This window comes from Micromonospora sp. NPDC049645 (assembly GCF_040675155.1).
Taxonomy (GTDB): Bacteria; Actinomycetota; Actinomycetes; order Mycobacteriales; family Micromonosporaceae; genus Micromonospora.
Genome location: NZ_JBFAOI010000021.1, coordinates 1 through 13,193 on the forward strand (window position 1 = coordinate 1; position 13,193 = coordinate 13,193).

General features: G+C 71.3%; 9 protein-coding genes and 1 pseudogene. 3 read left to right on the top strand and 7 right to left on the bottom strand.

All coding sequences use genetic code 11. The features are described 5' to 3' along the window. Positions 1-185, bottom strand: a pseudogene (locus AB0J33_RS28960) (phytochelatin synthase); the annotation flags it as partial. 598 nt (positions 186-783) lie between these two features. Beyond that, on the bottom strand, positions 784-2,667 hold the full coding sequence (locus tag AB0J33_RS28965; protein ID WP_363617908.1) for a Xaa-Pro dipeptidyl-peptidase: 1,884 nt from the start codon (positions 2,665-2,667) through the stop codon (positions 784-786). Between the two features lie 329 nt (positions 2,668-2,996). On the opposite strand from AB0J33_RS28965, the gene AB0J33_RS28970 reads away from it, so the two are divergent. Next, positions 2,997-6,341, top strand: a complete 3,345-nt coding sequence (locus tag AB0J33_RS28970) for a S8 family peptidase (RefSeq protein WP_363617910.1) — start codon at positions 2,997-2,999, stop codon at positions 6,339-6,341. Between the two features lie 103 nt (positions 6,342-6,444). Here AB0J33_RS28970 and AB0J33_RS28975 read toward each other — a convergent pair whose 3' ends face one another. The 5 genes from AB0J33_RS28975 to AB0J33_RS28995 form a co-directional block, all read right to left on the bottom strand. After that, positions 6,445-6,948, bottom strand: coding sequence for a DUF2231 domain-containing protein (locus AB0J33_RS28975; protein WP_363617912.1), 504 nt, complete (start codon positions 6,946-6,948; stop codon positions 6,445-6,447). A gap of 98 nt (positions 6,949-7,046) precedes the next feature. Continuing rightward, positions 7,047-7,682: a LysE family translocator gene (locus AB0J33_RS28980; RefSeq protein WP_363617914.1), complete on the bottom strand. Its 636-nt coding sequence runs from the start codon at positions 7,680-7,682 to the stop codon at positions 7,047-7,049. A gap of 2 nt (positions 7,683-7,684) precedes the next feature. Further along, complete coding sequence (locus AB0J33_RS28985) at positions 7,685-7,921, bottom strand: metallophosphoesterase (protein ID WP_363617916.1); 237 nt, start codon at positions 7,919-7,921, stop codon at positions 7,685-7,687. A gap of 58 nt (positions 7,922-7,979) precedes the next feature. Continuing rightward, positions 7,980-9,023, bottom strand: coding sequence for an SEC-C metal-binding domain-containing protein (locus AB0J33_RS28990; protein WP_363617918.1), 1,044 nt, complete (start codon positions 9,021-9,023; stop codon positions 7,980-7,982). A gap of 75 nt (positions 9,024-9,098) precedes the next feature. After that, positions 9,099-9,929, bottom strand: a complete 831-nt coding sequence (locus AB0J33_RS28995) for an NAD(P)H-binding protein (protein ID WP_363617920.1) — start codon at positions 9,927-9,929, stop codon at positions 9,099-9,101. A gap of 103 nt (positions 9,930-10,032) precedes the next feature. Between AB0J33_RS28995 and AB0J33_RS29000 the strand changes: the two genes are divergently transcribed. Next, positions 10,033-10,959, top strand: a complete 927-nt coding sequence (locus AB0J33_RS29000) for an AraC family transcriptional regulator (protein WP_363617922.1) — start codon at positions 10,033-10,035, stop codon at positions 10,957-10,959. A 143-nt stretch (positions 10,960-11,102) separates the two neighbouring features. After that, complete coding sequence (locus tag AB0J33_RS29005; protein WP_363617924.1) at positions 11,103-13,172, top strand: phosphocholine-specific phospholipase C; 2,070 nt, start codon at positions 11,103-11,105, stop codon at positions 13,170-13,172. Positions 13,173-13,193: the final 21 nt, after the last annotated feature.

Genomic DNA, 13,193 nt, shown 5'->3' on the forward strand with positions numbered 1-13,193 from the left:
TCGTAGCGCACGCCGAGCTGACGCTCACCGTGGCCGCCCTTGCGGTCGCCCTGGGTCTGGGTCTGGGTGGCCGGCTTGGCGTCCGACGCCGCGTAGGCGGCGGTGACGGGGCCGGCGATGGCCCCACCGGTGAACGCGAGGCCGGCGGCGGTCAGGGCGGTCTTACGAATCAGATCGGTACGCATGATGGCGTGCTCCTCTGCTTCATCGGGGGAGGGTCCACACGACGTGAATCGGGGGTGCGGTCGTGCGGGAAAGTTCTCGGGGGTTCACCCGGCGGCTCACCGAAGGGGCCGGCGTCGGGACAGGGTGTAACCGTTCGCGGCGGCGGATCATTCCACCCGCCTGCGCGACGGCCATGGTGCTCGGGCCGCGGGGGACGTAACCGGGGTGGCCCGGCGGATGTTCCCGGGGGCTGCCGCTCACCACGACCTGACAGCCGCGGTGGTCTGCCAGGTATAACGACCCCGGCCGGCCCCCGATTCCGCGACCGGGGTGGCCCCGACCACCCGACACCACCCGTCAAACCCGACAAACCAACCTAACGCCCACCGGACAAACCCGGCACGGCGGCCAGCACACCGTGATCCGCTCGGGTTTCTGGAATTCGGGGTGTCCCGGCGCGGGGGACACCCCGACATCATGAAACCCGAGTGGATCACGCCGCCGCGCGGCGGCCGGCGACACCTGCGGTGATCGGCGGCGCAGTGGCACGGGTCCTGACAGCGGGGTGGGGCAGCCCGAACGTGTCGGACTGCCCCATTCCGCTGTGCGGAGACGAAATCAGAACCCGAGGACGTCCCGGCCGCCGACCACCGGCAGTCGCAGCTCGCTGTCGTTGGGCGCGACCCGCAGTGCGGTGCCGCCCAACGGGAGCAGGGTGTACTCCTGGTCGCTGGAGAAGACGACCACACCGATGCGGTGCCCCGCCGGGAAGATGTAGTCCTTCGGCTCCATGGTCCACCGGTAGTCGTACAGCTTGCCCTGCCTGACCGGCTCGGTGCGCGCGGCGCTCTTGCGGTTCTGCGGGTCCATCCAGCCTCGGGTCACCACGGTCGGGGCGGCGGTCGACCCGGCCGGACCGTAGTCGACCAGGTACGCGGTGAGGTTCGCGTCCGGTTTGTTGTCGATCGCCATCCGTAGCCGCATCTCGGGGCGTCCGGAGATGCGCACGCTCTGCGTCAGCTCGGGGGAGCGGTAGGCGAGCCGGTTGGCGCTCGCGGCGTCCGGGTTGGCCACCAGGGTGTCCGGGTGGATGGTCCGGCCCTCGTCGACGAAGCTCTGCTCGACCTTGCCCTTCGGCGGCTTGCCGGTGGTGAGCGCCCCCGGAGCGGTGGCGTCGGTGGCCGCGAACCGCAGACCGACCTCCCGCGCGGCCGGGTCGGGCCAGTTGGCGTACGTGGTGTAGGCGCGGTCCTCGCGCTGGAGCACGGCCGTCGGCTCGTCCATGATGCCGTTGCGCACGTTCCACAGCCAGAAGTCGAACCAGCGGTTCTCGGTCTGCTTGTACGTCCACGTCCGGCCGTCCGGCAGGGTCACCGCCGCGCTGCTGCCCGGCCCGCCGTGCCCGCCCTGGTGCAGCCAGATCTTGCGCGGCACGTCGCGCTTGGCGAGCTGGTCCCACCAGCCGGCGAAGTGCTCGGTCTTCACGTTCCAGTCGTTGAGGCCGTGCACCACGAAGACGCTGGCCTTGACGTCACTGGCGTCGAGGTAGTCGCGGTCCTGCCAGAACTTCGAGTAGTCGCCGGTGACCCGGTCCTGCTCCTCGGTGATCTTCGCGATCTCGTCGGCGCAACGCCCCTCGGCGCGTGCCTGCCCGGCGGTGTACTGGGCCAGGATGTCGAGGTCCTCGCCCTGGAACGTGCCGGGCGCGACCACCAGTCCGTTGGCCCGGTAGTAGTCGTACCAGCTGCTGATCGCGGAGACCGGCACGATGGTCTTGAGGCCCTTGACGCCCGTGGTGGCCACCTGGTTGGGCAGGGTTCCGTTGTAGGAGACGCCGGTCATGCCGACCGCGCCGGTGGTCCAGCCGGCGGTGATCGGGGCGCCGTTCGCGTCGTACCCCTTGGCCCGGCCGTTGAGCCAGTCGATGACCGCCTTGGTGCCGAGCGTCTCGGCCTGGTCACCGCTGGTCGGGCAGCCGTCCGAGTCGCCGGTGCCGACACTCTGGCCGAGCACCACCGCGTAACCGCGGGGCACGTAGTAGTCGTCCAGGGAGCCGGGCAAGTTGGCCTTCGCCTGGGCCCGTTGGACGCCCACGTCGAGCGCGCGCCGCCCGGAGCGGTCGGTCAGGCCGTTCTGCGGCAGGTCGTCGACCAGCACGCTCGGGTACGGCACGTCACCCCAGGTGCCCTTGCGGTACGGGCTGTGCTCGAAGATGACCGGCACCTTGAAGCCCTGCGTGGCGGTCTCCCGGGGGCGGGAGATGTCGATCGCCACCCGGTCGGGTCGACCGTCGTGGTCGGTGTCCACCGGGGTCTGCACGAACACCCGCTCCTCGATCGCGTCGGCGAGCGAGAACACCGGTTGGGTCATGCCGTCGCTGACCACGATGCCGGTGGGCGTGGTGGGCGTGGGCGGAGCCGCAGCCGCTGGTGGGGCTGCGCCGAGGGCCAGGGCGCCGGACAGACTGACGCTCAGGAGCGCCAGATGACGGGGTCGACGCACGCGCGTCTCCCTTCGGTTGGGCTGGTTGCCGGGGTCGGCAGGGGCCGATCTCGAAGATCCAATCATCGACATGCTAGGACCGGTCCGTCGTCTCGTCGATCCCTTCGATCGGGGATGCCGCATTGGTCCACAATGCGCCCGGCGGTAGCGGGGCGAGTGGCAATCGAAACGTCATCGAACCGGGCGGCGGCCCGACACGCTGCGGAAATCCGCGATCGCACCAGTGGGAAAAGCCCTCGTCGAGGGTCCCCGAAGATCGTTTTCCTGCATAGGATCTTGCGGAAGTCGCCCCGAACGGGCGCGTTCGTCCACATCAGACGAGGAGCAACATGCTCAGGAGAACACGGTGGCTGTTGGCCGTCGCCGTCACGGCCACAACACTGACCGCCCTACCGGGCGGCGCCGCCACAGCCGGACCCGGCGACATCGGTCAGACCGGCACACCCGCGGCCTCGGCCGATCCGAAGACGCACACCGTCACCCTGCTGACCGGCGACGTGGTGACCGTACGGAACACCGGATCGGGCTGCCCGCAGGCCACGGTGCGACCGGCGGACGAGAACGGCGTGATCCGCCAGAGCTGTGGTCCCGACGGCCACCTGCACGTCGTCCCCGCCCGCGTCGCGTCCCAGATCGGGTCGGTCCTCGACCCCGACCTGTTCGACGTCACCACCCTGATCGCCGACGGCTACGACGACGACAACTCCGACGAGCTGCCGCTCATCGTGCAGCCCGCCACCGCCTCCGCCCGGGTCGCCGCGCTCGGTGACGTACTGGCACTGCCCAGCATCGGCGCGGTCGCCGGCCGCGTACCCAAGAAGAGCCCGGCCACCGCGAAGCTCGCGAACAACTCGCTGCTCGCCGGCGCGAAGAAGGTCTGGCTCGACCGCAAGGTGCACGCCACCGCCCTGACCGGCGGTGGGCGACCCGCCGACCTGGACCGCAACCTCGGCCAGATCGCCGCCCCGGACGCCTGGAAAGCCGGCTACACCGGCAAGGGCGTCCGGGTCGCGGTGCTCGACACCGGCGCCGACTTCACCCACCCGGACCTGGTCGGCCGGGTCGCCGAGCGGGCCGACTTCACCGCCGAGGGCGGTGACGCCGTCGACCACAACGGCCACGGCACGCACGTCGCCTCGACCATCGCCGGCACCGGCGCGGCCGCACACGGCCAGCGTCGCGGCGTGGCGCCGGAGGCCAAGCTGGTGATCGGCAAGGTGCTCGACGACCACGGCTCCGGCGAGGACTCCGGCATCATCGCCGGCATGGAGTGGGCCGCCGCCCGTGCCAAGGTCATCAACATGAGCCTCGGTGGCAGCGCGCCGGACGACGGCAACGACCCGCTCTCGCTCGCCGTCGACGGTCTGAGCAAGGCCACCGGCGCGCTGTTCGTGATCGCCGCCGGCAACAGCGGCGCCGCCATCTCCTCGCCCGGTTCCGCCGCCAGCGCGCTGACCGTCGGCGCGGTCGACCGTGACGACAAGCTCGCCGACTTCTCCAGCCGCGGACCGCTGGTCACCAGCAACGTGGCCAAGCCGGAACTGGTCGCACCCGGTGTCGACATCGTCGCCGCGCGGGCCGCCGGCACCAACCTGCAGGACCCGATCGACAGGTACTACGAGGCGATCAGCGGCACCTCGATGGCCAGCCCGCACGTGGCCGGCGCCGCCGCGCTGCTCGCCCAACGCCACCCGAACTGGACCGGTGAGCGGCTCAAGGCCGCCCTCGTCGGCGCCGCCGACCCGCTCACCGGCATCGACCCGTACGCCGTCGGTGCCGGCCGGCTCAACGCGGCCCGGGCCCTCGGCGGCCCGACCAGCAACCAGCCGGTGGTCAACCTCGGCACCTTCGCCTACCCGCAGGCCGGTACCAGCGAGACGACGCTGAGCTGGACCGGTGAGTCGACGGCGGTTCTCGACCTCGACGTGTCGATCGTCAACCACGACGGCCAGTCGGTGCCGCGCGGCGCGGCGTCGCTCTCGACGAGCCGGGTGACGGTCCGGCGTGGCTCCACCGCCGCGGCGACCCTCCGGGTCGACCGCGCGGCGCTGGCCGCCCGGCCGGGCTTCTACCTGGCCACCGTCACCGCCCGCACCGCCGGCCGCAAGCTGGTCGCGACGACTCCGGTGAGCTTCTACGTCGAGCAGCCCAGCTACGACCTGACCATCCGGACGAAGCCGCTGCCCGGGCTCAAGGAGGGCGCGGAGAGCTGGGTCAACCTGATGGTCACCAACCTCACCGACCCGACGATCTACTACGGTGGCGCGGGCGGTACGCCCGGAGACACCTTCACACTGCGGGTTCCGGCCGGTCGGTACTCGGTCCTCGGCGCCGCGGTCGCCTACTACGTCGACAGCGACGTGTTGGAGACGACGCTCAACGGCGAGGCCGACCTGGACGTGCGTGGTGCCCGGACCCTGACGTTCGACCCGGCGTTGGCCAGGCCGGTGACGGCGACGGTCGACGGGGCCCCCACGACGCCCACCCGGACCGACCTCACCAACGTGCAGACCGCGGTGAACGGTCTGTCCTGGTGGCACCAGATCAGCGGATACGGGACCGCGGCCTCGGTCCGTACCACCGCGCTGCCGAAGCCCACCGTCGGCTCCCGGCGCACCTGGGCGGCCGTCAACCTGGACTCGCCGGCCGGCACCGCCACGCCGTACCGCTACAACCTGGTGCACGAGTACGCGGGTGGCGTACCGGCCGACCCCGCGTTCCGGGTGAGCAAAACCGAGCAGGCCAGGCTGGCCCGGATCGACGAGCGGTTCCACCAGACGGATTCGCCGGAGATGTTCACCCAGTTGGTCCGTACCGGCATGACCCGCGACGGGGTGGGGGTGACCCAGACCCACGAGGGGAACCTGCCGCCGTACCGGACCGACTACCTCTCGCCCGACATCCTCTGGGCCGACCAGGGCGTCTACGGCGGGCTGGCCGCGGACGAGGCACCGCGCAGCTACCAGCCGGGGAGCCGGCAGACCAAGGTCTGGGCGCGTCAGCCACTGCACTCCGGCTGGTACGACGACCCGGCCGGCACCGGCTGGAGCTGTGCCACCGCACCGTCGCGGACCCGGGGCAACCTGCACCTCGACCTGGTGTCGCTGACCGATCAGCACCAGCGGGCCGACTGCCTGCAGGGCGAGGCGATCGGGGTGAAGCGCAAGCTGTCGCTGTACCGCGACGGCAAGCTGGTCGACGAACGGTCAGGCCCGTCCGGCGACTTCACCGTCGGGCAGTCGGTGGCCGACTACCGGGTGACCCTCGACGTCGACACCAGCCTGATCCTGCCGATCTCGACCAGGGTCAACACGTCGTGGACGTTCCGGTCGGCCGGGCCGGACGGGACCGAAAGCGTGCCGCTGCCGCTGCTCGCGGTCGACTACGCGCTGCCGATGGACCACGACAACCACCCGGTCGACGGCACGGCCGAGCTGGCCGTCCGACAGGCGCACGGTGTGCGGGCGCAGAAGGTCACGTCGTTCCAGGTCTGGACGTCCACGGACGACGGTGCCACCTGGCGGTCGGCCCGGGTCACCGGCAGCGGTGACAGCTACCGGGTCGAGCTGCCGAAGGCCACCACCGGGCAGGCCGTGTCGCTGCGCGTGAAGGCCGCCGCCAACGGCGGCAGCGGAATCGACCAGACCATCATCCGGGCGTACCACGCCGGCTGACGGTGGACGCGGTGGTGCGGCCCGGCTCCGGCCGGACCGCACCACAGTTCCTTCCTGTCGCGGTGTCGATCCGGCCGCACCTCGTTCGTCGTGACGGTGACCGTCACTGGCCCTCCCACACCGCTTTCGCCCCGGAGTCGCCGGTGCGGACCACGTAGTACACGGTGACGGCGGCGGCCACCAACGACAACACCTGCAACGCCGGGGTCAGCAGCCGGGGGCGCACACCCTCGGCGGGTTTCGGCGGGACGAGCCGGACCAGTGCCAGGGCCACCACCCCCAACCCGATGCTGGCGTAGAGCGTGATGTCGCCGAATTCCTGGTGCGCCTCCAGCTTCGGAAGGAACTCGGGCGTGACCCGGTTGGCAGCGCGCATCCGCTCGAGGAAGGCGTCACCGGAGAGCTTCGTCAGCAGAGCCGCGACGGGCGCACCCACGGCGAGCAGCCCCAGCACCCACCGGGTGTGCGGCCGGATCAGCGGGACGAACGCGTAGCCGACAGTCAGCAGGGCCAGCAGCGGCACGAACGCGACAGCGGCGTGCAGCAGCAGAGGGTGGGCCGGGATGCCCATGAACTCCTCGAACATCGGCGTCTCCTCCGGTGACATCAGCCTGGACGTTGATCGTCCACACAGGGGGACGCTATCGGTACCAGGCGGGCGTGTCATCCCCGCCGATCACTCACCTGTCGCAACGCAATGCGGACTCAGGTCGCCGCCGCGAGGACGCCGAGGCCGACCAGGATCACGCCGGTCAGCCGATCGAGCATTCGTCGTACCGATGCGGTGCGCAGCACCCGGGCGGCGGCACCGGAGACGACGGTCCAGCCGGCGAGCCAGCAGGTGTTCAGCGCGGCGTGCGCCGTGGCGAGCACCAACATCGGCAGCAGCACCGGTCGGCCCGGTTCGAGGAACTGCGGCGCCAACGTGAGGTAGATGGCGGCGGCCTTGGGGTTCAGCACGTTGCCGAGCAACCCCTGCGGGTACGGGTGGTCCACCCGCCAGGGCAGCCTCCGGACGGAAACCGTCGGTCGCCGTCCCGCCTCCCTGCGACGGCGCGACGCGGACCAGAGCATCCAGAGCCCGAGCCCGACCAGATAACCGGCCCCTACCAGCTTGACCACCCAGAACGCCTGCGATGAGCGGAGCACCAGCGCGGCCAGGCCGACAGCGGCCAGCGTGGCGTGCACGTAGAGCCCGGTCACCGTACCCAGGATCACCCACCAGCCCTGCCGGAGCCCGCCGGTGGCGACCCGTGAGACGACCAGGGTCAGGCTTGTGCCCGGCGTGGCGGAGATCGGCGCCACGGCGAGCAGGAAGCCGAGTACCGCGACGCCGCGCACGGTCAGACCACCACCCGGTAGTGGGTGGTGAGCGGCCCGGTGCCACCGCGGTCGTCACCGAGCAGACCCTTGCGGTACGCGTCGCGCACGTCGTGGTTGCCGGGGTAGACCATGACCGGCAACGGAGAGTCGAAGAGCCTTGCCGCGGTCTCGTACTCGGCCACCTCGCCGTGGTCGGCGGTGTCCCCGGTGATCAGGATCGCGTCGACAGGTCGTGGCAGGTCGTGCAGGTGATCCATGACCCGGACGCTACTCCGGGCCAGGTCGGCCGGCGCCGCAGCGCGGTGGCTGTCGCGCTCAGCCGCGGGAGCGCGGCAGACAGTCCTTCTTGTACTTGAGGCCCGAGCCGCACCAGCAGGCGTCGTTGCGCTCCGGCGGCCAGGCGATCCGTGCGGAGGGCCGCGCCGCCACCTCGGCCGCGTAGGCCGCCCGGACCGCCACGTCGGCCGGGTCGCCGCCGCGTCGACCGGCGACGCCGTTCAGCCCGTCCACCGTCGCCCGGAACACGCCCAACCCGGCCTGACCGGCACCGCGGAGCCGGACCAGCTCCTTCTCCAGCCGGCCCCGGTGCGCGTCCCAGTCCGGCCCGTACACCTCGGCGAGAGCGGGATGTTCGGCGAGCAACCGATCGAACTCGGCCCGGGGCCAGAAAAGCAGATCCGACTCGGCGTCCCGGCGCTCACCGGCGCGGCGCACGAGCTGGGTCTCCAACCGGTCCGCCAGGTCGTCCTGCCGGTCGTGCGGCAGGTTGAGATTTCGGCGTACCCGATGCCGCTGTTGCAGCAGGAAGAAGGCGACACCGGGCGCGTCCGGCGGGCCGAGATCCACCACCGGGTCGATCACGGTGCTGGCCGGCCCGGACGCCGCGGCCGCGCGTTCGTTGAGCACGGTGTCGACCGCCTCGCTCAGCCACGACTCGGCGGTCGGCGAGCGCCCACCGGCGTCCAGCGCGGCACTGACGTAGGCGGGGGCGTCGGGCTGCGTCAGCAGCAACGGGCGCAGCGCGGTCAACTCCGCCATCGCCTCGTCGTCGCGACCGCCGGCCCGGAACAGGGCACGGGCCCGCAGCGCGCGGGCGAAGCCGGCCCGGGGGTCGTCTCCGGACGGGTACGCGGCCAGGGCCCGCTCCGCGTACCGTAGCGCGGCCTCGGGCCTCGCCCGGATCTCGGCGATCTCGGCGGCCAACGTCAGCGCGTCCCCGGCGTCGTCCGGATCCTCCAGGCGGCCCTGCTCGGCCGCCTCCGCGACGTCGGCGGCGACACCGAGCGGGTTGGCCGTCCCGAGCGCCGACCGGCGCAGTTCAGCCAGGTCAGCCTTCGTGAGTACGTCTCTCGTCGACACGATCTCACGGTACGTCGGGGGACTCCCGGGATGCCGACAGATAGCCTGTTACGTCGCTTACCCTGCCGCCCGGCGCTACGACCACGCGCCGGCTGCCGCGGCCCGGGCGACGTAACTGTCGAAGTCGAGCGGGTCACGCCCGAGCACCCGACGCACCCCGTCGGTCGGTTCGGCGAGATGACCGGCGCGCATCCCGGCGAACAGGTTGTTCAACGCCGTCGCGGTCTCCTCCGGATACCCCTGGGCGAGAAGTTCGGCCCGGTACTGCTCCGGGGTGAGCTCCACGTAGCGGATCACCCGGCCGGTCGCCCGCGCGATCGTCGCCACCGCCTCGGCGAAGGTGAGCGCGCGAGGACCCGACAGGTCGTACACCTGTTCGTGGTGACCGGGTGACGTCAACAGCGTCGCGGCCACCTCGGCGATGTCCTGGGCGTCGACGAAGGGCTCCGGTGTGGCCCCCATCGGCAGCGCCAGCCGACCGTCGAGCAGCGGCTGACGCCACAGGTCCTCACTGAAGTTCTGGTTGAAGTTGTTCGGCCGGATGATCGTCCACTCGATGCCGGACTTCCGCACCGCCTCCTCCGCGGCGAGCATGCCGGGGGAGAAGTCGCCAACCTGGTCGATCCCGCGCCCGGACAGCGCCACGATCCGACCGACACCCGAGTCGACCGCGCGGGCCACGAAGCCGGCAGCCAGCGCGGGATCCTCCGGAGCCAGCAGGTAGACCGCCGACGTCCCCGCCAGGGCCGGCTGCCAGGTGTCCTGCCGTGACCAGTCGAACCGCACCTCACCCGAGCGGGACGCCGCCCGGACGGGCTGGCCCGCCGCCCGAAGCGTCTGTACCAACCGGCGGCCGGTCTTGCCGGTCCCGGCCATCACCAGCATCGAGGGTTCGTCAGTCGTCATGCTCACGAGTCAACCCGGCCGGTCGCGGCCGGTACATGTGCTGTCGTACGGCACGCATGTCCGATCGTCCGGACGCTGTCGGCCGCGCTCTATCGTCGATGCCATGGACCCGCTCGACAATCTGCTGCGAGGCGTGCACGCGGACGGCGCGGCCTTCGGCCGGTCGGTGCTGACACCGCCCTGGGCGCTGCGGTTCACCGACGGCGCCCCGCTGACGCTCTGTGTCCCGCTGCGCGGCGAGGGGTGGCTCTCCCACCCGGAGAGCGACAAGCCCCGGCTGGTACGGGTCGGGGAGGTCGCCGCCGCACGCGGACCGGCACCGTTCACGTTCTCCGCCGAGCCACGATCGAGCTTCCCACCCGGGGAGATCCGGGACGTCCGACGCGGCCGGACCGGCACGGCCGACCCGGTGGGCGCGGACCACACCGAGCGCCTGGAACTGCTCGTCGGGGTGTACCACGTACGGGGCAGCGTGCCCCAGCGGCTGCTGGGCGCGTTACCGCCGGTGCTCGTCGTGCCGGACGACCACGACTGCGCCCCGCTTCGCGACTACCTCGACGCCCAACTCGACGCGAGTCGACCCGGCCGGCAGATCGTGCTGGACCGCCTCCTCGACTGGCTGTTGGTGTGCACGGTGCGGGACTGGTTCGACCAACCGGACGCCGAGCCTCCCGGCTGGTACCGCGCGTTGAGCGACGACACGGTCGGCCCGGTGCTGCGGGCCATGCACGACGCGCCGGGCCGGCCGTGGACCCTCGCCAGCCTGGCCGGGCAGGCCGGAGTCTCCCGGTCCACACTGGCGAAACGGTTCACCGAGTTAGTGGGTGAGCCGCCGCTGACGTACCTGACCGACTGGCGGATGACCCTGGCCGCGGACCGGCTGGCCGAATCGACGGCGACGGTCGCCGCCGTCGCACATCAACTCGGGTACGCGGACGCGTTCGGCTTCAGTGCCGCCTTCAAACGGGTCCACGGGGTCAGCCCGAGCGGGCATCGCCGGCTCGCCCGTGCCCGCGAACAGGCCGCCTGACCGGTGGCTCGGCGGAGTCTCCGAGCCCCGGAGCCGGTCGCCGAGTGGCCGTAGAACCAACCAACTACGGTCATCTGCCGTCAACCCGTCGTCGGTAGCGTCCGGTCGCCAGTTTCTCGACCAGATCGCACAAAGGCGGAGTTATGGGCACGGTGGATCGCCGTACGTTCCTCAAGGCGATGGGAGTTCCCGCGATCGGCGCGGCGCTCCCGATGGACCTCAGCAAGGCGCTCGCCATTCCGGCGAACAACCGGACCGGCTCGATCAATGACGTCGAGCACGTCATCATCCTGATGCAGGAGAACCGCTCCTTCGACCACTACTTCGGCACCATGCGTGGTGTACGCGGATTCGGTGACCCGCATCCGGCGACACTGCCGTCCGGCAAGGACGTGTGGCACCAACCCAACGGCACCGACGAGCTGCTGCCGTTCCGGCCCGAGGTGAAGGATCTCGGCCAGACCTTCCTGCCGGACCCGCCGCACGGCTGGAACGACGGACACGCCGCCTGGAACGACGGCCGGTTCGACAGGTGGGTGCCGAACAAGGGCGTCACGGCGATGACCTACCACACCCGCCAGGACCTGCCGTACCACTACGCGCTCGCGGACGCCTTCACCGTCTGCGACAGTTACCACTGCTCGCTGATGGGGCCGACCGACCCGAACCGTTACCACATGTGGAGCGGCTGGGTCGGCAACGACGGCAAGGGCGGCGGCCCGGTCATCACCAACGCCGAGGCCGGCTACGACTGGTCCACGTACCCGGAGCGGCTGGAGCGCAACGGGATCTCCTGGAAGGTGTACCAGGACGTCGGCACCGGTCTCAACGCCGCCGGCTCCTGGGGCTGGACGAACGACCCGTACATCGGCAACTACGGCGACAACTCGCTGCTCTACTTCCACCAGTACCAGAACGCGCAGCCCGGCACGCCGCTGGCCGACAGGGCCAAGACCGGCACGGAGATCAGGACCCAGGGCCGCGACCCGGAGGCACTGCTTGCCGACTTCCGCGCGGACGTCGAGGCGGGACGCCTGCCGGAGGTTTCCTGGATCACCGCTCCCGAGGCGTACACCGAGCACCCGAACTGGGAGCCGGCGTACGGCTCCTGGTACATCTCCCAGGTCATCGACATTCTCGCGTCGAACCCCGAGGTGTGGAGCAAGATGGCGCTCTTCATCACGTACGACGAGGAGGGCGGCTTCTTCGACCACGTGGTCCCGCCGACGCCCCCGCAGACCCCCGAGCACGGGCAGTCGACCGTGCCGACCACCAACGAGATCTTCCCGGGCGACGCCAGCCACCCGGCCGGGCCGTACGGCCTGGGCATCCGGGTGCCGATGGTCATCGTCTCGCCGTGGACACGGGGCGGCTATGTGAACTCGCAGGTCTTCGACCACACCTCGCTGATCAAGTTCCTGGAGGCGCGGTTCGGGCACGGCCGACCGGACCTGATCGAGCAGAACATCACCCCGTGGCGGCGGGCCGTCGTCGGCGACCTGACCACGGCCTTCGACTTCCGGCACCCGAACCGTTCGCGCGAGGTCAGGCTGCCCGACACCGACGACTTCAAGCCCGAGGAGCTGGTCCGGCACCCCGACGAGGTGCCGGTCCCGCCGGCGAACCAGCGGCTACCGAAGCAGGAGCACGGGGTACGCCCGGCGCGCGCGATCCCGTACACCCTGCACGCCGACGGGCGTCTCGCCGACGGCTCGTTCCGGATCGACTTCCGTAACTCCGGCGGAGTCGCCGCGGTCTTCCAGGTCCGCCAGGCGGGCAGCGCGGACGCCCCGCGCAGCTACACCGTCGAGCCGGGCAAGCAGTTGACCGACACCTGGCCGGTCACCTCCGGGTACGACCTGTCGGTGCACGGGCCCAACGGCTTCTTCCGCCGGTTCACGAGCGGCCCGTCCCGCCTCGACGTCATCCCCTCGTACGACGAGCACGGCGACAAGGTCGCCCTCACGCTCGCCAACCGCGGGGCGAAGCGGATCGAGGTGACCGTCCGCGACGGGTACAACTCCCGTCCGGTGAAGGTGTCGGTGCGCCCCGGCGGCAGCGAGCGCGCGACGTGGGCGCTCGCCCGCACCCACGGCTGGTACGACCTCACGGTCAGCGTCGCGGGTGACGCCGACTTCGCGTACCGCTGCGCGGGTCATGTCGAGAACGGCAAGGACAGCATCAGCGACCCGGCCCTCGGCGGGCTCGTCTAACCGCAGGTCGCGTCACCCGGG